We start from the raw sequence: 20,489 nt of genomic DNA on the forward strand, positions 1-20,489 counted from the left end.
CGAGAGGAAGTTCAGGCGTGTGTTCGGGAGAGGCTGCGCTCGATCTCGTACTCGCGGACGATCTGATCGATGCGCTTGGGGTTCACCCTGGCGGTGGACGGTGTCGCCGGGCGGCTGCCACGACCCAGAACCGAGAGAGCCACCTGGTGAACCTGCTCACCGGCAGCCTCCCAGGAGAAACCACGAGCGTGCTTGCGGGCGCCGCGTCCGAGTTCCTCGTGCAGGTCGTGATGAGTCAGCAGCACCCGCACCTGCTCGGTCATGTCGTGGATGTCCTGCGCGAGGAGTCCGCTGATCCCGTGCACGATCGATTCGCTCGGACCGCCGGCGTGAGCGAACGCGATCGTCGGTGTGCCGTGCAGTCCGGCTTCGACGATCGTCAGACCCCAACCCTCCTTGTGCGAGGGCATGAGGGAAAGCCAGGCACGTGCGAGGAGGGTGTGCTTGGTGTTCTCGTCGACGAAGCCGTGGAACAGCACGCGGTCGGCAACCTCACGTGCCTGCGCGTGCCTCTCCAGTTCCGCGCGCCAATAGCCGGAACCGACGATGTCCAAGGTCAGGTCGGGGATCTGGTCGCGCAGATGTGCGAGGACATCGATGGCCAACTCGACCTGCTTGTGCGGCACCAGTCGGCAGACCACCACCATCGACGGGTGCTGCGTGCGCGGCACGAGTTCGTAGGAGTCGTAGTCGTCCGGCAGATCATTGCCGGAGTAGACGAGGTCGATGTCGGCGACGTTGATGCCGAGATCCCCCAGATCGTCCTGCGTCGCTCTGGAGACCGTGATGTACCGGCTTCCGCGATAGACGCGCGGGGCGATCCTGGATTCCAGGAACCAGCCGAGTCGCGCGATCCTCGGCCCGAAGATCACCGGCCACTGGTCCTTGTGGACGTGGTGGGTCACGTTGATCACCGGCACCTTTGACACCAGGGGAGCCCAGAACGGCACCCCGTTCTGCACGTCGAGGACCACGTCGTAGTCGTCTCGGCGACGCACCAGGTGCGCCAATCCGGCGAGGTAACAGCCGAATCGGCCACCTTGCCGAATGACACGCACATTGCCGTGCCGGTCGTGCGAGCGTGCACCTGGGAACTTGCTGGCGAAGATGGTGACCTGGGCGCCGAGGTCGGACATGACCTCGCTGGTCCGCTCGGTGAACACCTCCGCGCCGCCTGCTTCGGGGTTGTCACGATCGCGCCACGAGAGGTAGAGGACCCGAAGCGGCGCGGACTGCGCGGCGACTTGGGACGTTCTCACGTACTCTCCTTGCGGTGTTCGCCAGCTCATGTGATGTGCGTCGCTAGGCTAGCGCCTATTGGTTACTCGGAGGTAGCAATAATCGCGACTCAAGCGTGTGAGGTCTGTTCCGCGACGACTTCACCCCGGACGCTCTCGGCGGGCGATGTGCTCCAGCAGTGCACCGCATGTGGTCATCTGACGCGTGACCTGGCGGCAGCACCGGCCGCTCACCGCGATCAGGCGTACGGCGGTGAGCCCACGCTCGACAAGGCACGTCTCGCCCTGACCTACCGCGAGATGGTGCGCTCCGGCGTCCCGGACTCCGTCTTCGAGATCGGCTTCGGCACCGGGTCGATGCTGCGCCGTTTCGTGGACGTCGGTGCCACGGTCGCCGGCGCTGACCCCGACCAGTTGGGTCTGAGGGTCGACGAGGTCGTGCGGCAGCACGGCGACCTGTATGCCTGCCCGGTCGAGGAGATCCCGCACGGATCGGTGGCGGTCGACCTGGTTTTCGGCATCCACGTACTGGAGCACGTCATCGACCCGGCGAAGACGCTGCGCATCGCCCACGCCCTGCTGAAGCCGGGTGGCCAGGTGCAGTTCTTCACGCCGGCCGGGGACAGCGCCGGCCTGACGGCGTACGGATCCGCGTGGTGGATGCTGGAGGACCCCACTCACGTTCGCTTCTTCACCGCTGCCAGCGCGGAGCAGGCGTTGCGAGCGGCCGGATTCATCGACATCGAGGTGCGCCGACCGCTGCTCGACAGCCTGTCCACGGACATCGCTTCGGTCGCTCGCAGGTTCGCCCGCAAGTCGACCCCGCACGGGGTCCTTGCCTCCAAAGCGGTCCTGGGAGCCGCCGCGGCCACCGCACCCCTGGTGATCGCCGGACGAGCGGTGGTGCCAGCGATGCGGCCCACGCTCCAGTTGATCGCGCGTCGTCCCCGATGACAACACGGCGTGGCCTTCGTCGGTCGGTGCGTTTGTTCAGCGCCTTCCGACTCGAGCAGACCCGCCCCGAAGTGTTCTACGGCGCCCTGGCTCAGGACTCCGTGCAGTTGTTGGACGAGTGGGTGAAATTCGACGACGTCCTCGTCCTCGACGTGGGGGCCGGACCGGCCGAGTTCGCGCGTGAATTCCGCGCTGCCGGAGCCAGATACGTGCCCATCGATCATGACGTGAACGTTCCCTCGGTGCACGACGGTGGGGTCGTTGCGACTGCTGCCGCTCTGCCGTTCGCCGACGGCACCGCCGATGTCGTGTTCAGCAGCAACGTCTGGGAACACGTCGCGGAACCGGAACGGGTCGCCGACGAACTGGTCCGGGTCACCAAACCCGGCGGGACGATTCTGCTGTCGTACACCAACTGGTTGTCACCCTGGGGCGGACACGAGACGTCTCCTTGGCACTGGCTCGGCGGTGACCGCGCAGCGCGCCGGTACGAGCGCAAGCACGGCCACCGACCCAAGAACCTGGTCGACGACACTCTGTTCCGGGTCAGCGTCCGGCAGGGGCTGGACTGGGCGAAGTCGCACCCGGACGTCGAGGTGCTGGCCGCCCGTCCGCGCTATCTTCCTGACTGGGCGGCACACCTGGTGACGGTGCCCGGCGTGCGCGAAGTGTTGACCTGGAACCTGTTGTTGATCCTTCGGCGGCGACCGGACCACCGATGAGCGTTCGGACGGAGCGTGCAACGAGGTCTCGCTTCTACGATCGGGTCTGGCTCCTCGCGATCGCGCTCATCCCGTGGCTCGTCCAACCCGGCCGCATCCAGCCCGACACCAAGGTCGACCTCACGATCGCCCCCTGGGCTTACCTCGGACGCTCGTTAGACGCATGGAACGGGCACAACGGGCTCGGGGAGTTGCAGAACCAGGCCTATGGGTACCTCTTCCCGATGGGGCCGGTCTTCGGCGTCGGGCATTCGCTCGGTCTACCGACGTGGGTCGTCCAACGGATCTGGTGGACCCTGCTGATCGTCGTCGCGTTCACCGGCGTCAGAGCACTGATCCGTCGCTGGGAAATCGCCGGGCCGACGGCATCGCTGGTCGGCGCGACCGCGTACGCGCTCTCACCCCGGGTGCTCACCTTGTTGTCCGATCACTCGGTCGAGGCCTGGCCGGGGGCCGTCGCGCCCTGGTTGTTACTGGCGGCCGGCGGGTTCTGCGACCCGAGGATTCGCGGCCGGGCGCTTCTCGCACCGGTTGCGCGACTCGGGCTCCTGGTCGCAGCACTCGGCGGGGTGAACGCGACGGCGTCCGCGGTCGCGGTGGTGCCGGCCCTGATCCTGCTGGCCGTCCATCCGGTGGGACGACGGCGAATACTGTTGCTAGTGCTCGCCGCCGGGCTCGGCGGTCTGTGGTGGGTGTTGCCGCTGTTCGTGCTGGGCGGCTACGCCTATCCGTTCCTCGACTACATCGAGACGGCCTCGATCACGACGGCCGTCACCTCGGTGCCCAACACGCTGCGTGGCGCGAACAACTGGATCGCCTACATCCTGGACGCCGAGGGCCACCCGTCCTGGCAAGGCGGGTGGATCGTCGCGCAGTCTCTCACCGCGATCGTCCTGACGAGTCTGGTCGCAGCCCTCGGGGTGGTGGGGGTACTGCGCCTACGGGGGGTGGTGCGCCGGTTCGCGCTGGTCAGCGTTGTCCTCGGCACGCTGGTCATGGTCGTCGGTCACCCGGGCTTCGCCGGCGCACCCTTCGCGGACGCCGTCCGCGGCCTGCTCGACGGACCCCTGGTCGTGTTCCGCAACGTCCACAAGATCGACCTGCTCATCCGCCTGCCCCTGGCGCTCGGGCTGGCGGGTCTGGTGGGCTCGTCGGCGCACCTGCGCGGACGCGACCTGTTCGACCGCAGGATACGTGCCGGTGCCGTCGCGGCGGTCACGCTGCTCGCTCTCGTGCCCCTGTGGCAAGGACGGGTCGGTTCCGACGCGTCGTACAGCGCCGTACCTGCTTCCTGGCAGCGAGCCGCCAAGACCGTGGACCGGCTGGCCGGCGATGAGGGGTCCACGCTGTTGCTCCCGTCGTCGCGTACGGCGTCCTACACCTGGGGACGGTCCACCGACGAACCGCTGTCCGCGATGGCCGACAGTCCGGTTGTGGTGCGCGCCTCCGCACCGCTGGGTCATCCGGTGGCGACGAGGATGTTGGACGCAGTCGACGCGCTGGCTGCGTCCGGTGAATCGCAGCCCGCGCTCGCAGAATCGTTGGCGCGCATGGGGATCCGCACCGTCGTCGTCCGGCGTGATCTTGCGGGCAATGCCGGGGCCGGCTCATGGGAGAACGTCGAGAAAACCCTCGCCGCGTCACCCGGACTGGCCGAGGTGGCGGGGGAGCGCGACAAGCACCGCTCCATCTGGCGGGTCGCACCCACGCCGGTCGAGCGAACCGCGGCGCGGGTGGTGATGTCCGGTGGATCCGAGGCGCTGCCCGCCGCTCTTGCCACCGCAGCGATCACCCGTGACATCGCGACCGTGCTGTCCGCCGACACGCGTGAGCCGGCCGGCCTCGTCACCGACTCCGGCGGCTGGCGGGTCTATCACAACGGCGCGCCCGCTCAACTCGCCTACGGTCCGACCCTGCCGGCATCCGACCCGTCTCCGGGCGTGGCGGGATCCAAGGACCTCCCACCGCCGGTGCCGGCCCAGGCGCGACCGCATCGTCAACTCATCGGCCTGCGAGCCCTTGCCGCCAGTTCCAGTGCGGCGGACCCGTTCGCGAAAGCCCCTGTCTCGGTTGCGCATTCGCAGTACGCGGCGATCGACGGTGACCCGCGGACGACCTGGCTCACCGGCGATCACGAGACGACGGCCACCTACGACCTTGAACTCGCCGCACCCTTCGACGGTGGGCGGATGCGAGTCGGTGTGGCCACCGGACACGGGTTGACCGTGCCGGCGCAGCTCACGGTGAACGGTCAGTCACGACACCCGGCAGCGCAACAGGCGGACTTCTCCATCGCCCGGGGCACGACCACGATCCGGGTGTCCCTGCGGGCACCGGACGGTGCTGCGAAACCGGTGATGGGCTTGAACGAGGTCTCGCTCGACGGCGTTGCCATCGGCTCGATCGTCGTCGTCCCGGACGCGGTCGATCTGCGGACAGGCGCGCTGCTGCTCGGAGCCGACGTGACCGCTGCGACGGTGCCCTCCCGTGCGGGCGAGGAAGAGGTGCTCCGTCGGCGCGTGCGCATCGAGGTGGGTGGCCGAGTGCCGTTGTCCGTGTGGGTGCGGACTGCCGAAGCCGGTGGATCAGATTGTGGCGCCGCCGGATCCGTGACCCTGGGTGCTTCGAAGCTCCCGCTCCGCTTCGCCGGAGGAGCGACCGGGACGCTGCGTCGTGCCGTCCCGTGCTTCTCGGAGCGGGTCGACGTGCCGCCCGGCGGGCTGGACATCCGGGTCGATCCCGCCGAGGGTGCGCAGGTCGAGCACCTGCTCCTCGGATCCCCACCCCGCGGTGAACAGCAACCGCTGTTCGTCACGACGCACGGTGCCAACCCGGGTTGGACCGCGCGGGGGAGAACCAGCCTGACGGTAGACGGCTGGCGGCAGGCGTACGCCCCGGGTGCGGGTGCCGTGCGGGAGATGTTCGCTCCGACCGCCTGGCATCGCGCAGGGCTGCTGGTCGGACTCCTGTGCGTCCTGCTCCTGGCAGCGGTCGCCTTCATCACCCGACGGGTGGACGCGACGCCTTCGTTCGACGGCGTCGAGGACGAGCCTGAAAAACACAGAGCCGGCCCGGTTCGCAGCACGCTGCTCGGCGCTGTTGTCGGTGGCCTCGCCGCCGGTCCGGCGGGCGTCCTCGTCGGCCTCGGCGCAGCGGCGTCACCCCGGCGTCTGCGACCGCTCGTCGCGGCGCTCGCAATGACTCTCGCCGGGCTGGCGCTCGCGTTCGGGGGAGTGGTGGATCAGCGTTCGTGGGGAGCGGCAGCCGGCCAGGTGCTGGGTACGCTCACGCTCACCGTGATCGCGACGGAAGTACCGTTCCGCCGTCCGGGGCAGTCGTCGGTTTCGACGCCCACCGTTTCATCACCGGCTGTTCGATGAATAGGGCCGAGGCATAGGCGATCATGCCCGTCACGGTGACTACAGCGAACAACATCCAGCCGAATCCGCCTGCGAACAATGGCCATCCTGCTACCAGGTAGAGCACCTGCAGCACCAGGACGTGCCAGAGGAACACGGCATACGACAGATCGCCGGCCAGGCGCAGCGCGGGGGAGCGATGCACTCGCTCGGCGGCTTCGTCGCCGGCCGGGCGGGTCGCGGCCGCGAGCGCCAGAAACGCGAACGCGGTGTAGAGCAGTTCCTTCACGATCGCCTGTGACGCCGTCGGCGCCGTGAGGTCGACCGGTCCGGCCCACGGGAGGGACGCGAGGAGATAGATCAGCGCTGCGGTCGAGAACAACATGCTCGCGGACGGCGCCGGGACGCGACCGGCGAGCCACGTGCGTCCGGCTCCGGACATCAGTACGGCCAGCGTTGCACCGGCGGCGAACCACGAGGCGTGACCGATCACGCTGGTGGCCAGGACTCCCGGCCACGTGGTGGCGCGTGTCGCCGTGCCGGCCGTCGCGAGTGCCTGAGCGAGCACGCCGACGAGGGCGACCGCAGCGAGAAGGAGAAGCGTTCGCCGGACGTCGCGTCGTGCGAGACGCGCCAGCACCGGTCCGACGAACGGCACGAGCGCGTAGAACGTGACCTCGGTAGTCAGGCTCCAGGTCTGGGTGAACGCCTGGTAGTCGGCGCCTGTGTAACCCTGCAGGAGGAACAGGTGCGCCACGACATCGATCGCGCCGCCGACCGAGCCCGTCCGCAGGAACAGCACCAGCCAGACTGCGGCCAGCGCGACGAAGTATGCCGGCAGGATCCGTGCCGCGCGGTGCACGACGTACCGACGCAGGTCGACGTCGCGCCCGAAGTAAGGGCGCAGCAGCAGGAATGCCGAGATGGCGAAGAACACCGCGACTCCGCTGTCGCCCCGCGCCAGCAACGGGCCGCTGACATCGATCCCGGACGCTCCCGTCCAGAAGGCCACGTGGGAGACCAGCACCAGACCTGCAGCCAGCAACCGCAGCCCGTCAAGCATCGGGAATCTGCGCATACCTCTCTCCCGACTCCTGGCTACTGTGCAGTAAGTTTCTCATCGACCTGCTGGGAAATCGGTTCGACGTGGTGGAGGTTAGCCGTCCCGATGACGTTCACGCAGCCGACCGATCCTTCTGTCATCGATCACCGCCGCCCAGTGCTACGGGCCCGGGCGCCATTGCGGATCTCGTTCGCCGGTGGCGGTACGGATGTGTCGCCGTTCCCGGAGCGCGAGGGCGGGTGTGTTCTGTCGAGCACGATCTCCGCGTTCGCCTTCTCCACGTTGCGTCCGCGCACGGACGGCAAGGTCACCGTCCAGTCGCAGGACTTCGGCAAGTCGATCGGCTTCGACATCGACCAGCCGGTGGAGTACGACGGACAACTCGACCTGCCCAAGGCGGCGATCGCCCGCGTGCGTGACTTCGAAGGAGCAACGCCGTCCGGCGGCTTCGACCTGTTCCTGCACACCCAGGCGCCCCCCGGCTCCGGACTCGGTTCCTCCAGTGCGGTCATGGTGTCGGTGATCGGCCTGGTGGCCCAGCACTGCAATGTCGACCTCACGCCGTACGAGATCGCCGAGTTGGCCTACAAGCTCGAGCGCGAGGACCTCGGGATCCCCGGCGGTTCCCAGGATCAATACGCAGCAGCTTTCGGTGGCTTCAACTTCATCGAGTTCGAGAAGGAGCAGGTGATCGTCAACCCGCTCCGGATCCGCCCGGCAACCGTGCACGAACTCGAACACAACATGCTGCTCGCGTTCACCGGGGCGACGCGGGTGAGTGACCACATCATCGAGGACCAGCGTTCCCGGTACGAGACCGGCGACAGCTAGGCCCTGGCCGGTCTGCGCGCACAGAAGGACCTCGCTGCGGCGATGAAGATCGCGCTGGTGCGGGGCGAGGTCGACACCGTCGGCCGACTTCTGGGTCAGGCCTGGCAGGAGAAGCAGAAGATGTCCTCGCGCATCGCCACCCCCCTCATCCTTGAGGCCGTGGAGGAAGCCGGCCGGTGCGGTGCGCTCGGCGGGAAAGTGACCGGTGCCGGCGGCGGCGGTCACATGGTCTTCGTCTGCGAGTTCGAGAGGCGCCACCTGGTGGCTCAGCGACTCATCGACATGGGGCTCGTGGTGTCCGAGGTGACGTTCAGCAAGGAAGGTGTCGTCTCATGGCGAGCCCAGAAGTGAACCCGGACACTCACCCGCTGCACGGCACGACCCCCGGGGATGCGACCGCGGCCGTGCACCGGCAACTCGCCGATGGGATCAACGATTGGGCGGAGCTGGCCCGTGCCCTCGCCGATCCGGAGTTGGCGGATGCGGTTCGAACCGCCGGTGAGGAACTCATCGCGGCCCTCGTCGCGGGACGGACGCTGCTGGTCGCCGGCAACGGCGGGTCGGCCGCAATCGCGTCCCATGTCGCGGCCGAGTTCATCGGCAAGTGCATCCACGACCGCGACCCGCTGCCGGCGATCAACCTGGCCGAGTCGCTCTCGTCGATCACCGCGGTAGGCAACGACTACGGCTACGACAAGGTCTTCACCCGCGGTGTCGCCGCGCACGGCCAGGAGGGCGATGTGTTGCTGGCCATGAGCACCAGCGGCACGAGTCCGAACGTCGTGGCGGCGCTGGCCGAGGCACGACGTCGTGGTCTGCTAACCATCGCGATGGTGGGGGAAGGCGGGGCACACCTGGCCGAATCGGTCGATCACCTGCTCGTCGTGCCCTCGCGCTCGACGCCGCGCATCCAGGAGGTCCACATGCTGTGGGCACATGTGTGGTGCGAGGCCGTCGACGTACTGTCCCGCGATGCATCTGTCTGACGCCGAACTGCTCGGCGCGGGCACCGCAGGGATTCCGCAACCCTCTGCCCGCGGGCGTTGGGATCTTGTCCTGCTCGACCGCGACGGCACGCTGAACGTCCACCGCCCCGGTTACATCGAGCGTCCCGAGGATCTGCAGGTGCTGTCGGGGGCGGCCGCCGCGGTCCGCTCGCTGAACGACCATGGAATCCCGGTCGCGATCGTCACCAACCAGCAGGGCGTCGGCAAGGGACTGATGGACGCCGCAGCGCTCGTCGCGGTGCATCGGGCGCTGATCGAGGGCCTGCAACCGGGTCGCATCGACGCGTTCGCGGTGTGCCCGCACCTGGCCGGCACGTGCGCCTGCCGAAAGCCCGCGGACGGCTTGTTCCGCCACATTCTGGACCGTGCGCCGTGGGCCGATCCGCGCCGCTGCGTGATGGTGGGTGACAGCGATTCGGACCTGCAGCCCGCGCTCGGTCTGGGTATGGCAGTTGTCAAGGTCGACGGCAGGGAACGGTTGCTCGACAAAAACTCCATGACACGTCTTCTGAAGGTGTGACCTACGCCGCATCCAAGCTGCTACTCTCCGGTAGACCTTGCTCACCACTGGGAGGCCAGCGTGCGGAAATCCGCCATCGTCATCGCGTTCGGAGCCTTTTTCCTGACCCTCGCTCTGCTCTTGAAGTTCTACGCGTACCCGCGACTTGCGGTGATCCCGAAGGACCAGAACACGTCGCAGACCCTCGTCGACGAGAAGGCGAACTTCCTCGACGTCGCCTCGCTGTCCTTCAAGAAGGACTCGCCGATCCAGACGACCGCGACGGTCGTCGCCGACGAGAAGGCGGCGAAGGGCATCTCGGACGACGCGCTGGTGCTCAACCAGTGGCAGTACACCGACAGCGTCGAGAACGCCAAGAAGCAGCAGGGCGACAAGACCAAGAACCCGCCGATCTCGGCGACGGTCCAGCGGTACGCGATCGACCGCAAGACCGGTAAGACGCTGAAGTGGGACGGCACCGAGCTGAACGGTGAGAAGGTCGACTACCAGGGCTCCTACACGATCAAGCTGCCGTTCAACGTCGAGAAGAAGACCTACCCCTACTTCGACACCACGCTGGCCAAGCCGGTGAACCTGGAGTTCAAGGGCGAGGAGAAGGTCCGCGACATGGAGACCTACAAGTTCCAGGTCGTCATTCCCGACACCGTCTTCACCAAGCAGGAAGTTCCCGGATCGCTCTTCGGTCTGCCGAAGGAGTCGCCGGCCCAGAACGCCGACCGCTCGTACGGCAACCAAATCACCGTGTGGGCCGACCCGATCACCGGCGTGTTCATGAAGATGGAGCAGCACCAGGTGCAGAAGCTCACGGTGCCCAACCGCGAGCCGATCACCGTCATGGACACCACCTCGGTGTTCACCGACGACACGATCAAGAAGAACGTCGACGACTACAGCAGCAAGGGCAAGTCGCTGAACGCCCTCTCGGTCGCTCCGTGGGTGCTGATGCCGCTCGGTCTGATCCTGCTGGTTCTCGGCGCGATCATGGCCGTCATGAGCAAGAGCCGGCGCCAACCGCGCCACTGACATGAAGGCTGTCGTCACCGGCGGGGCCGGATTCCTCGGCTCGCACCTGTGCGAGACCCTGCTTCGACAGGGGCATACGGTCGTCGCCGTCGACAACTTCTGCACCGGCAGCCCGGACAACGTCGCGCACCTGCACGACACCGGACGGTTCCGGCTCGTGCAGGCCGATGTCACCGAGGGGTTGCGCATCGAGGGCGACGTGGACCTGGTGCTGCACTTCGCCAGCCCAGCGTCCCCCGTGGACTACCTGCGGATGCCGATCGAGACCTTGCAGGTCGGCTCGCAGGGCACCACCCACGCGCTCGATCTCGCACATGCCAGGGACGCGCGGTTCGTCGTCGCTTCGACCTCCGAGGTGTACGGCGACCCGCTGGTGCACCCGCAGCCGGAGTCGTACTGGGGCAATGTGAACCCGGTCGGTCCGCGCGGCGTGTACGACGAGGCGAAGCGTTTCGGTGAAGCGCTCACGCTGGCCTACCGGCAGGCGTACGGGGTCGACACCGGCATCGTCCGAATCTTCAACACCTTCGGCCCGCGGATGCGTCCGAACGACGGGCGTGCCATCCCGAACTTCATCCGCCAAGCGCTGATGGGGGAGCCAGTCACTGTCGCCGGCCACGGTCTGCAGACTCGTTCGATCTGTTACGTCGACGACCTCGTCGCGGGCATCCTCGCAATGGCGGCGAGCGATCACAGCGGCCCGATCAACATCGGCAACCCGCACGAGATCTCGATGCTCGACCTCGCACAGTGGATCGTCCGGCTGGTCGGCTCGGATTCGCCGATCGTGCACATCGACCGTCCGGTGGACGATCCCACGGTGCGCCGTCCGGACACGACGATCGCCCAGCGCGAGCTCGGCTGGGCGCCGATCGTCCCGATCGAGGACGCCCTGCACCGCACCATCGCCTGGTTCCGCGGACACGACGGTGAAGTGCCGCCGTTGTCGCCGGAGGCGACCGAGGAGATCATCGCCACCGGTCACACGGTGCCGCGACCCGTTCGCTGAGTCTCACCTCGTCGAAGGCCGGATCTCTTGTGCGTCAGGCGGTCCCGGCCTTCTTCGCGACGTAGATCGCGGTGCCCGGGATGACGCGTCCACGGGTGGGGCTCCATCCACCCCAGTTCTGATCGTTGCGTTCCGGCCAGGTGGGTTCGACCACGTCCTGCACCTGGAGGCCGGCGGCGACCAGTTCACGTATCCGTCCGCCCAAGGTGCGGTGGTGTTCGACATAGGTCACCAGGCCGCCGGCACGCTCGACGTACGGCGCGGTGTCGAAGTAGTCGTACTGCGCGACCAGGCCGGCCTCGTCCGGGACGTCGGGGAAGGCCCAGCGGGTCGGGTGCGTGGTGGAGAACACCAGTCGGCCGCCGGGCCGCAGCACGCGCGCCAGTTCGACCATGAGCGCGGCGGTGTCGCTGATGAACGGCACCGCGCCGTAGGCGGAGAACGCCAGGTCGAAGGACGCGTCCGCGAAGGGAAGTCGAGCCGCATCGGCCTGGACGAGGGGGAGTGCGCGCTCCTGACGTTCGTCGATCCGGCGGCCGACCTCGAGCATGCCCAGGGAGATGTCAGAGGCCACGACGCGGGCGCCCTGGTCGTGCATCCACCGCCCGCCCTGCGCGGCGCCGGCCCCGAACTCCAGGACGTCGAGCCCGTCCACGGGACCGATGATCCGAAGTTCCTCCTCGGTCCAGCCCTCCGGTCCCCAGACGAGGTGTTCGTCGCGCAGGAAGGCCCCGTGCTCGCGGTAGTAGTCGTCCGCTTCGCCGTCCCACCAGGCACGTTGGGCGCGGGCGCTCTCCCGGTCATCGACCGTCCGGGTGCCGTCGCGGCCCGCCGCCTCGGACGTCGTGGCGTCGTCTGTGTTGGTCCGGTCGTCGGTCGGGTCGTTGCTGCTCATGGGTCCTTTCGGAGTCGAAATCTGTGGTTTTGCCCACTTCTTGCACAGCCGGTAGGGTAGAGACGCACTTTCTTGTGCGTGCTCGACCTGTTCGCTCGCCTTGGTGAGCGGCCAGGGATCCAATCATTGTCCAACTCAACCGTCCATCAAAGGTTTCCTACTACATGACTACCGCCACCACCTCCCAGATCGCGATCAACGACATCGGATCCGAGGAGGAGCTGCTCGCCGCGATCGACGCGACGATCAAGCACTTCAATGACGGCGACATCGTCGAAGGTGTCATCGTCAAGGTCGACCGTGACGAGGTTCTCCTCGATATCGGTTACAAGACCGAGGGCGTCATTCCCTCGCGCGAACTCTCCATCAAGCACGACGTCGACCCGACCGAGGTCGTTTCCGTGGGCGATGAGGTCGAGGCTCTCGTTCTCCAGAAGGAGGACAAGGAAGGCCGTCTGATCCTGTCCAAGAAGCGTGCGCAGTACGAGCGCGCCTGGGGCACGATCGAGAAGATCAAGGAAGAGGACGGCGTCGTCACCGGTACCGTCATCGAGGTCGTCAAGGGTGGCCTCATCCTCGACATCGGCCTGCGCGGCTTCCTGCCCGCCTCGCTGGTCGAGATGCGTCGTGTCCGCGACCTGCAGCCGTACGTCGGCAAGGAGGTCGAGGCCAAGATCATCGAGCTCGACAAGAACCGCAACAATGTCGTTCTGTCGCGCCGCGCCTGGCTGGAGCAGACCCAGTCCGAGGTCCGCACCACGTTCCTCAAGGAACTGCAGAAGGGCCAGGTCCGCTCGGGCGTCGTGTCCTCGATCGTCAACTTCGGTGCGTTCGTCGACCTCGGTGGCGTCGACGGTCTGGTGCACGTCTCGGAACTGTCCTGGAAGCACATCGACCACCCGTCCGAGGTTGTCGAGGTCGGTCAGGAAGTCACCGTCGAGGTGCTCGACGTCGACATGGACCGCGAGCGCGTCTCGCTGTCGCTGAAGGCGACCCAGGAAGACCCGTGGCAGCACTTCGCCCGCACCCACGCGATCGGTCAGGTCGTCCCGGGCAAGGTCACCAAGCTCGTTCCGTTCGGTGCGTTCGTGCGCGTCGAGGACGGCATCGAGGGTCTGGTCCACATCTCCGAGCTGGCCGAGCGCCACGTGGAGCTGCCGGAGCAGGTCGTCACCGTCGGCACCGAGTTGTTCGTCAAGGTCATCGACGTCGACCTGGAGCGCCGCCGCATCTCGCTGTCGCTCAAGCAGGCCAACGACGACGCCGCCGGTGCGAACGACTTCGACCCGACGCTGTACGGCATGGCCGCCGAGTACGACGACCAGGGCAACTACAAGTACCCCGAGGGCTTCGACCCGGAGACCAACGAGTGGCTCGAGGGCTACGAGAGCCAGCGCGAGACCTGGGAGGCGCAGTACGCCGACGCCCACGCTCGCTACGAGGCTCACCAGGCTCAGATCGAGGCTGCACGCAAGGCCGACGCGGAGGCTGTCGCCACCGCGCAGACCGCGCCGACCTCGTACTCCTCCGGTGGCGAGCAGGCCGAGGTTCCGGCCGAGGGCACGCTTGCTTCGGACGAAGCACTTGCTGCTCTGCGCGAGAAGCTCACCGGCAACTGAGGCTGATCAACAGCTGGAAGCCACGAAGGCCCGCTCACCGTTTCGGTGGGCGGGCCTTCGCCTTCCCCGGAAGTCCGCAACCTTGTCGAGCTGACCCGCGAGTTTCGCGGACAGTCGATGGCGGGTGCCCGCGCGATGGCGGCGCTTACCCGCGCGTCCTGCGGACTTTCGGGGTCAGCCGCGGCCGAAGAGGGTGCCGCCGTTGACCTGGAGGATCTGTCCCGTGGTCCACCCGGAGTTGGGGGAGGCCAGGTAGGCGACAGCCTCGGCCACCTCCTCGGGAGTTCCCGGGCGCCTCATCGGGATCGGGGCGGTGCGGTTCTGCACGATGTCGGGATCGCGGGCGATGCGTCCGGCCCAGAACGGCGTTCCGGGAACGAACCCGGGCGCGACCGAGTTCACGGTGATTCCGTCGGCTGCGACCTGCGCCGCCAGGCTCAGCACCCAGGCGTTGACAGCGGCCTTGGCAGCGCCATACGCACCCGAACCTCGAAGTGCGGCAATGGAACTCATCGCGATGATCCGTCCCCCTGGACGCGGCATGTGGTCGAGGAGCGCTTGGGTGATCAGGACGGCGGAAAGGACGTTGCCGTCGAAGTCGGCCCGCCACGCCTGTGCGGTCTCGGTGAGGGTCTTCGCGCCGAGCCCGTAGTTGCCGCCGGCGTTCGCGACCAGCACGCCGATCGGTGCTCCGGTCTTCAGTTCGTCCGCGAGCTGCTCGACCTGTTCGGGAACAGTCAGATCGCAGGTGCGGGTCGCGATGCGCGCTCTGGGTGCGGCAGATCGCAGTTCGGCTGCGGCCGCGTCCAGAGGTTCTGCGCGGCGTCCCACGAGCACGAGGTCGGGATCCTCCTGCAGGAAGCGCTGCGCGATGGCCTTGCCGATGCCGGTGCCTCCACCGGTGATGACGATGCGTCGAGACGAGCCAGAAGTCATGCCACCAACCTAGAACCTGAACGGCGCCGATAGCCTCGGCCCATGCGAATCGGGCTGACCGGCGGGATCGGATCGGGTAAATCGACGGTGTCGAATCTGCTCGCGGAACATGGTGCCGTGATCGTCGACGCCGACGCGATCGCTCGCGAGGTGGTCGAGCCGGGGACACCGGGGCTGGGCCTGATCCGTGAAGAGTTCGGGGACGAAGTCATCACTGCGGACGGGGTACTCGACCGTCCTGCGCTCGGCGCGATCGTGTTCGCCGACAGCGAACGGCGTCGAGCCCTGGAGGCCATCACGCACCCGCTCATCGCGGAACGGACCGCCGAGCTGTTCGCCCGAGCGCCGGCGGGTGCGGTGGTCGTCCACGATATGCCGCTGTTGGTCGAACTCGGTCAGACGGACGGCTATCACCTGATGGTGATCGTCGACGTGCCCGAGGAGGTCCGACTGGACCGGCTGGTGGAGCAGCGTGGGATGAATCGCGAGGACGCGCAAGCCCGGGTCGACGCGCAGGCCACCGATGCGCAGCGTCGCGCGGCGGCGGACGTGTTGCTCGACAACTCCGGTTCCCCCGAGGAGCTGCACACGTCCGTGAATTCGCTGTGGGAGAACCGGATTCGGCCCTACGCAGACAACCTCACCGCCGTACGCGGCGTGCGGCGTCCGGACAGCGTCACCATCCGCGAACCGGATCCCGAATGGGCCGAGCAGGGGCGCCGCTGGTGCGCCCGCCTCGCGCACCAACTTTCGGCAGCAGGGATGAGCGAGGTGCAGGTCGATCACATCGGGTCGACGTCGGTGCCCGGGCTGGCCGCGAAGGACGTCATCGATCTTCAGATCCAGGTGCCCGATCTTGCTGTGGCACAGAGCGATTCGTTCGTTGGAGCACTCTGGGGAGCAGGCGTCGTCGAGGTGCGTTCGAACCACGATGCGCCCCAACCGTGGGCGCCGGATCCCGAGCAGTGGCGCAAGTTCTACGCCAACGGCGCCGACCCGGAGCAGGTCGTGCACGTCCATATCAGGACCAACGGCGGTCCTGCTGCGACGGCGGCCTTGCAGTTCCGTGACTGGCTCCGCGCGAACGACGAGGAGCGGGACGCGTACGCCGAGATGAAGCGAGCCGTGGCCGCTGAACACCCAGGCGGCACGCAGGAGACCAAGCAGGACTACGTCCAGGCCAAGGAACCGTGGTTCGCCGAAGCACTGCCGAAGGCGCGGGCGTGGGCGCAGACGTCCGGATGGAGGATGCCCGGCTAAGCCGCCTTGGCGCGCCGCGTGCGGTCGAGCCACTGCACGATCGGCGTGGCCGCCATGCCGTGCACGATCACCGACAGAGCCACCGTGAAGCCGGCGATCGACCAGAGTTCGGCCCCGTTGTCGACCTTGGCGTGCGAAGACGCGTAGGCGAGGTAGTAGAGCGTGCCGATGCCTCGCACGCCGAGAAAGGCAGTGGCCAATCGTTCGCGCGGCCCGAGCACCCCGTCGCCCGCTCGATCGACCTTGTGCGGACTCCACAGCGCTACCCAGGCGGTCACCGGCCGGATGACGAAGATGAGCAGCACCCCGACGAGCGCCCCGGCCCAGGTCAGGTGCGCCAACATCCCGTCAGTCAGTGCGGCCCCCAGCATCAGCAGCACGAGCAACGTGAACAGGTGTTCCAGCCGGTCGATTACGCCGTGCATGTGTTGGTGGTACTCGTGCGTTCGTTCGCTCGCGCGCATGCACAGCGCGCACACGAAGACCGAAAGAAAGGCCCAGCCGTGCACCAGTTCGCCCAGGCCGTACGCGATCAGTGGGGCGGCGACGATCAGCAGCGGATCACCGATGTCGGCGAATCGGACGCTTCGCGGTGCCCGAAAGGCCAACTGGCCGAGCAGCGTGCCGACGACCCATCCCACGAACACTCCGATGAGCGTTCGCCCCACCAGTTCCCACGCGATCCAGGACGGCGCCCATGACCAGACCGACCCCGCCCCGAGCAGGTAGAGTCCGGCGACGACGAACGGGAAGGCGGCACCGTCGTTCAGGCCGGCCTCGGACGTAAGCGCGAAGCGCATCTCGTCGTCCTCGTCCAGACGTGCCTCGTCGTCGACGTCGACCGTCGGACCTTCGACCTGAACGTCCGAAGCCAACACCGGGTCGGTGGGTGCAAGTGCGGCGGCGAGCACGAGCGCGGCGCCCGGCACGAGACCGGCGAGCCACCAGCCCAGGACGGCCGTGACCGCGATCGCCAGTGGCATGGCGATGAAGATCAACCGCCAGGTGCTGTTCCACCTCTTCCACGTCTCACGACTGCGCTGCAACGGGCGGTCGAGGGCCAGGCCCACGCCGGTGAGTGCGATGACGATCGTGATCGTGGTGATCTGTTCGGTCAGCGCCGGGTGCTTCATCGGGTCCAGACTCACGCCGTCCGGCAGCGGGAGCATCCCGGCGGCCAGCCCGATCGTGAGCAACACGATCGGGCTGGAGATCGCCCGGTTGGCCGTGATGCGGGGGAGCAGCAGACCGACGAAGAGGGCGATTCCGATGATCAGATATGCAGCTGCGATGTAGGTGGACGCACTCATGCGGGACGCAGCTGATCGGTCATTGGATCAGTCTGTCAGGTATGCCTCCTGCGTCCGTTCGAACGGAGCGAGCAAACCGGTGCACGCCTTAGGGTGGGGGGCGGTGCGAGCTCTTCTGCCGTCATCCGGGCGACGCTCGGTGGGCCATCAGGTGGATGGTGAGGTCGGTGCTCAGGACGTTGTCATCCTGCTTGTCGGTGCCGCGTCGTACGGTTGTTCCATGCGCCCGACCACCGATCTGCAACGCAGAGTCGCCCCGTTCGAAGTCGTCTCCGAGTTCTCCCCGAGCGGTGACCAGCCGACCGCGATCGCAGACCTCACCAAGCGGATCAACGCTGGGGAGCAGGACGTCGTCCTGCTGGGTGCGACGGGCACCGGTAAGTCGGCCACCACCGCCTGGTTGATCGAGCAGGTGCAACGGCCGACGTTGGTGATGGCACCGAACAAGACGCTCGCCGCGCAGTTGGCCAACGAATTCCGAGAACTGTTGCCGCACAACGCAGTCGAGTACTTCGTGTCGTACTACGACTACTACCAACCTGAGGCCTACATCCCGCAGACCGATACCTACATCGAGAAGGACTCCTCGATCAACGACGAGGTCGAGCGGTTGCGGCACAGCGCTACCAACTCGCTGCTGACGCGTCGCGACGTCGTCGTGGTCGCGTCCGTCTCCTGCATCTACGGTCTGGGCACTCCACAGGAATACGTCGATCGCATGGCCCGGCTCAAGGTGGGTCAGCAACTCGACCGTGACGACCTGCTGCGACGGTTCGTGCAGATGCAGTACACGCGCAACGACCTCGCGTTCAGCCGTGGCACGTTCCGGGTGCGTGGGGACACCGTCGAGATCATCCCGGTCTACGAGGAGCTCGCGGTGCGCATCGAGTTCTTCGGCGACGAGATCGAGCGGCTGTACACGCTGCATCCGCTCACCGGCGAGGTGATGCGCGAAGAGGACGAGATGTACGTCTTCCCGGCTTCGCACTACGTCGCCGGACCGCAGCGGATGGAGCGCGCGATCGGCACGATTGAGAGCGAACTCGAACAACGCCTGGCGCAGTTCGAGAAGCAGGGCAAACTGCTCGAGGCGCAACGACTTCGGATGCGCACCACCTACGACATCGAGATGATGCGGCAGGTCGGTTCGTGCTCCGGTATCGAGAACTACTCCCGGCACATCGACGGCCGTGCGCCGGGAACCGCGCCGAACACCTTGCTCGACTACTTTCCCGAGGACTTCCTGCTGGTCATCGACGAGTCGCACCAGACGGTGCCGCAGATCGGTGCGATGTTCGAGGGCGACATGTCGCGCAAGCGCATGCTGGTCGACCACGGCTTCCGGCTGCCCAGCGCGATGGACAACCGTCCGCTGAAGTGGGAGGAGTTTCTGGAGCGCATCGGACAGACCGTCTACCTGTCGGCGACGCCGGGTGACTACGAGATGGCGAAGTCTGACGGTTACGTCGAGCAGGTGATCCGACCGACCGGATTGGTCGACCCGCAGATCATCCTCAAGCCCACCAAGGGCCAGATCGACGACCTGCTGCACGAGATTCGTGAGCGCACGGCAAAGAACGAACGCGTGCTGGTGACGACGTTGACCAAGAAGATGGCCGAGGACCTCACCGACTACCTGCTGGAGAAGGACGTCCGGGTGCGGTACCTGCACTCCGAGGTCGACACGCTGCGGCGCGTGGAGTTGCTGCGCGAGCTGCGACTGGGTGAGTTCGACGTGCTGGTGGGTATCAACCTGCTCCGTGAGGGCCTCGACCTTCCGGAGGTCTCGCTGGTCAGCATCCTGGACGCCGACAAGGAGGGCTTCCTGCGGTCGACACGCTCACTGATCCAGACGATCGGTCGCGCAGCTCGCAACGTGTCGGGCCAGGTGCACATGTACGCCGACAAGATCACTCCGTCGATGCAGGACGCCATCGACGAGACCCAGCGACGGCGCGACAAGCAGGTCGCCTACAACAAGGAACACGGAATCGACCCGACTCCGTTGCGGAAGAAGATCGCCGACATCACCGACATGCTGCAGCGAGAGGACGCCGACACCGATGCTTTACTCGGCAGCGGGCGTACTCAGTCGCGGGGCAAGGGCCGCGGTGGTCGCGGTGCTGCGGCCGCCGACGCCGAGGTCGCCGGTGCAGGCAAGGCGGCGAACATGCCGGCGGCGGAGTTGGCGCAATTGATCCAGGAACTGACCGAGCAGATGCACCAGGCAGCCTCCGACCTGCACTTCGAGCTGGCCGCACGGCTGCGAGACGAACTGTCCGACCTCAAGAAAGAACTGCGCCAGATGACGGCCGCGACCAGCTGAAGTCGATGATGATGACTCTTTCGGCCGACCCGGCGCCAGCCGCCGCCGTCGGGAATGTTGCCGAGCTTCTTCGCGTCGACGTGCAGCATCGCACCGGGATGGTCATGCTTGTAGCGGCGGACGGGTTCTCCGGTGGCGCGGTCGACGCGAGAAAGCCGGTTGAGATGGGCATCCGTGAGGATGCGGTGGACCGTCGACGGCGCGATGCCGAGCCGGCAAGCCAATTGCACCGGCCCTTCCCGACGTCGCAATGGCAGCGGCTCCGGTCTGCGCGATGAGGTGTGCGCTGCCTGCGTCCCAGGCGTTGGGGAGAATCAGGAAGTCGTCGTGGAGGTCACGGACTCGCTTCGCCAGATCCTGCTGTGTTCTGGTGTCAGGCATGGTCATCTCCTTCCGGGCCGAATCTCGGCCTCACCA

17 protein-coding genes and 2 pseudogenes are annotated in these 20,489 nt (G+C 67.1%); 12 read left to right on the forward strand and 7 right to left on the reverse strand.

Annotated elements, in window-relative coordinates; translation table 11 throughout:
• Positions 1–11 precede the first annotated feature (11 nt).
• Positions 12–1,259, reverse strand: a complete 1,248-nt coding sequence (locus EU513_RS06485) for a glycosyltransferase family 4 protein (RefSeq protein ID WP_240795948.1) — start codon at positions 1,257–1,259, stop codon at positions 12–14.
• 147 nt (positions 1,260–1,406) lie between these two features.
• Between EU513_RS06485 and EU513_RS06490 the strand changes: the two genes are divergently transcribed.
• Genes EU513_RS06490 through EU513_RS06500 form a run of 3 tightly spaced genes read left to right on the forward strand, consistent with a single transcriptional unit; the run spans position 1,407 to position 6,294 of the window.
• A complete protein-coding gene (locus EU513_RS06490) occupies positions 1,407–2,192 on the forward strand; it encodes a class I SAM-dependent methyltransferase (protein WP_240795949.1) in 786 nt (261 codons plus the stop codon).
• 26 nt (positions 2,193–2,218) lie between these two features.
• The gene (locus EU513_RS06495; RefSeq protein ID WP_240795950.1) at positions 2,219–2,914 is read left to right on the forward strand and encodes a class I SAM-dependent methyltransferase; all 696 of its coding nucleotides are present in this window, start codon (positions 2,219–2,221) and stop codon (positions 2,912–2,914) included.
• Entirely contained in the window at positions 2,911–6,294 is a 3,384-nt protein-coding gene (locus tag EU513_RS06500; protein ID WP_129625078.1) for an alpha-(1->3)-arabinofuranosyltransferase family protein, read from the forward strand. The genes EU513_RS06495 and EU513_RS06500 overlap by 4 nt, the downstream gene beginning before the upstream one ends.
• On the opposite strand, the gene EU513_RS06505 is transcribed toward EU513_RS06500, so the two are convergent.
• Positions 6,206–7,351 carry an acyltransferase gene (locus EU513_RS06505; RefSeq protein WP_129625079.1) on the reverse strand — a complete coding sequence of 382 codons (1,146 nt, stop codon included), beginning with the start codon at positions 7,349–7,351 and terminating at the stop codon, positions 6,206–6,208. The two genes, EU513_RS06500 and EU513_RS06505, sit on opposite strands and share 89 nt — an antisense overlap.
• Before the next feature lie 90 nt (positions 7,352–7,441).
• Between EU513_RS06505 and EU513_RS06510 the strand changes: the two genes are divergently transcribed.
• Genes EU513_RS06510 through EU513_RS06530 form a run of 6 tightly spaced genes read left to right on the forward strand, consistent with a single transcriptional unit; the run spans position 7,442 to position 11,726 of the window.
• A complete protein-coding gene (locus tag EU513_RS06510) occupies positions 7,442–8,167 on the forward strand; it encodes a hypothetical protein (protein WP_240795951.1) in 726 nt (241 codons plus the stop codon).
• A 42-nt stretch (positions 8,168–8,209) separates the two neighbouring features.
• Complete coding sequence (locus EU513_RS16330) at positions 8,210–8,518, forward strand: hypothetical protein (protein WP_240795952.1); 309 nt, start codon at positions 8,210–8,212, stop codon at positions 8,516–8,518.
• Positions 8,500–9,153: an SIS domain-containing protein gene (locus tag EU513_RS06515; protein WP_129625080.1), complete on the forward strand. Its 654-nt coding sequence runs from the start codon at positions 8,500–8,502 to the stop codon at positions 9,151–9,153. The genes EU513_RS16330 and EU513_RS06515 overlap by 19 nt, the downstream gene beginning before the upstream one ends.
• The gene (locus EU513_RS06520) at positions 9,140–9,694 is read left to right on the forward strand and encodes an HAD-IIIA family hydrolase (RefSeq protein WP_168990174.1); all 555 of its coding nucleotides are present in this window, start codon (positions 9,140–9,142) and stop codon (positions 9,692–9,694) included. The genes EU513_RS06515 and EU513_RS06520 overlap by 14 nt, the downstream gene beginning before the upstream one ends.
• A 60-nt stretch (positions 9,695–9,754) precedes the next feature.
• Positions 9,755–10,717, forward strand: coding sequence for a DUF3068 domain-containing protein (locus EU513_RS06525; protein ID WP_129625082.1), 963 nt, complete (start codon positions 9,755–9,757; stop codon positions 10,715–10,717).
• Between the two features lies 1 nt (position 10,718).
• Entirely contained in the window at positions 10,719–11,726 is a 1,008-nt protein-coding gene (locus EU513_RS06530) for a UDP-glucuronic acid decarboxylase family protein (RefSeq protein ID WP_129625083.1), read from the forward strand.
• A 34-nt stretch (positions 11,727–11,760) separates the two neighbouring features.
• Here the strand turns inward: EU513_RS06530 and EU513_RS06535 are convergent, their stop codons facing one another.
• Positions 11,761–12,621: a class I SAM-dependent methyltransferase gene (locus tag EU513_RS06535; protein ID WP_129625084.1), complete on the reverse strand. Its 861-nt coding sequence runs from the start codon at positions 12,619–12,621 to the stop codon at positions 11,761–11,763.
• A 164-nt stretch (positions 12,622–12,785) separates the two neighbouring features.
• Between EU513_RS06535 and rpsA the strand changes: the two genes are divergently transcribed.
• The gene (rpsA, locus tag EU513_RS06540) at positions 12,786–14,240 is read left to right on the forward strand and encodes a 30S ribosomal protein S1 (protein WP_129625085.1); all 1,455 of its coding nucleotides are present in this window, start codon (positions 12,786–12,788) and stop codon (positions 14,238–14,240) included.
• Positions 14,241–14,414: 174 nt separating this feature from the next.
• Here the strand turns inward: rpsA and EU513_RS06545 are convergent, their stop codons facing one another.
• Positions 14,415–15,176, reverse strand: a complete 762-nt coding sequence (locus tag EU513_RS06545; RefSeq protein ID WP_129625086.1) for an SDR family NAD(P)-dependent oxidoreductase — start codon at positions 15,174–15,176, stop codon at positions 14,415–14,417.
• Positions 15,177–15,218: 42 nt separating this feature from the next.
• On the opposite strand from EU513_RS06545, the gene coaE reads away from it, so the two are divergent.
• Positions 15,219–16,436 (forward strand): dephospho-CoA kinase, encoded by a 1,218-nt coding sequence (gene coaE, locus EU513_RS06550; protein WP_129625087.1) that lies wholly within the window; start codon positions 15,219–15,221, stop codon positions 16,434–16,436.
• On the opposite strand, the gene EU513_RS06555 is transcribed toward coaE, so the two are convergent.
• The gene (locus EU513_RS06555; protein WP_129625088.1) at positions 16,433–17,746 is read right to left on the reverse strand and encodes a sodium:proton antiporter; all 1,314 of its coding nucleotides are present in this window, start codon (positions 17,744–17,746) and stop codon (positions 16,433–16,435) included. The two genes, coaE and EU513_RS06555, sit on opposite strands and share 4 nt — an antisense overlap.
• A 220-nt stretch (positions 17,747–17,966) precedes the next feature.
• On the opposite strand from EU513_RS06555, the gene uvrB reads away from it, so the two are divergent.
• Positions 17,967–20,072 (forward strand): excinuclease ABC subunit UvrB, encoded by a 2,106-nt coding sequence (gene uvrB, locus EU513_RS06560; protein WP_129625089.1) that lies wholly within the window; start codon positions 17,967–17,969, stop codon positions 20,070–20,072.
• A gap of 17 nt (positions 20,073–20,089) precedes the next feature.
• Here the strand turns inward: uvrB and EU513_RS15795 are convergent.
• Both EU513_RS15795 and EU513_RS16640 read right to left on the reverse strand, forming a co-directional pair.
• Positions 20,090–20,323 (reverse strand): annotated as a pseudogene (locus EU513_RS15795) (IS481 family transposase); the annotation flags it as partial.
• Positions 20,324–20,351: 28 nt separating this feature from the next.
• A pseudogene (locus tag EU513_RS16640) lies at positions 20,352–20,459 on the reverse strand (hypothetical protein); the annotation flags it as partial.
• Positions 20,460–20,489 lie beyond the last annotated feature (30 nt).

It is taken from the genome of Yimella sp. RIT 621, from assembly GCF_004146205.1.
GTDB lineage: Bacteria > Actinomycetota > Actinomycetes > Actinomycetales > Dermatophilaceae > Yimella > Yimella lutea.

Excerpts from the sequence above, each read along its gene's own strand:
- EU513_RS06510 (WP_240795951.1), top strand. The coding sequence starts at position 7,442 with ATGACGTTCACGCAGCCGACCGATCCTTCTGTCATCGATCACCGCCGC.
- EU513_RS16330 (WP_240795952.1), top strand. The coding sequence starts at position 8,210 with ATGAAGATCGCGCTGGTGCGGGGCGAGGTCGACACCGTCGGCCGACTT.
- EU513_RS06530 (WP_129625083.1), top strand. The coding sequence starts at position 10,719 with ATGAAGGCTGTCGTCACCGGCGGGGCCGGATTCCTCGGCTCGCACCTG.
- EU513_RS06505 (WP_129625079.1), bottom strand. The coding sequence starts at position 7,351 with ATGCGCAGATTCCCGATGCTTGACGGGCTGCGGTTGCTGGCTGCAGGT.
- rpsA (WP_129625085.1), top strand. The coding sequence starts at position 12,786 with ATGACTACCGCCACCACCTCCCAGATCGCGATCAACGACATCGGATCC.
- EU513_RS06555 (WP_129625088.1), bottom strand. The coding sequence starts at position 17,746 with ATGAGTGCGTCCACCTACATCGCAGCTGCATATCTGATCATCGGAATC.
- EU513_RS06515 (WP_129625080.1), top strand. The coding sequence starts at position 8,500 with ATGGCGAGCCCAGAAGTGAACCCGGACACTCACCCGCTGCACGGCACG.
- EU513_RS06520 (WP_168990174.1), top strand. The coding sequence starts at position 9,140 with ATGCATCTGTCTGACGCCGAACTGCTCGGCGCGGGCACCGCAGGGATT.
- EU513_RS06545 (WP_129625086.1), bottom strand. The coding sequence starts at position 15,176 with ATGACTTCTGGCTCGTCTCGACGCATCGTCATCACCGGTGGAGGCACC.
- uvrB (WP_129625089.1), top strand. The coding sequence starts at position 17,967 with ATGCGCCCGACCACCGATCTGCAACGCAGAGTCGCCCCGTTCGAAGTC.
- EU513_RS06535 (WP_129625084.1), bottom strand. The coding sequence starts at position 12,621 with ATGAGCAGCAACGACCCGACCGACGACCGGACCAACACAGACGACGCC.
- EU513_RS06500 (WP_129625078.1), top strand. The coding sequence starts at position 2,911 with ATGAGCGTTCGGACGGAGCGTGCAACGAGGTCTCGCTTCTACGATCGG.
- coaE (WP_129625087.1), top strand. The coding sequence starts at position 15,219 with ATGCGAATCGGGCTGACCGGCGGGATCGGATCGGGTAAATCGACGGTG.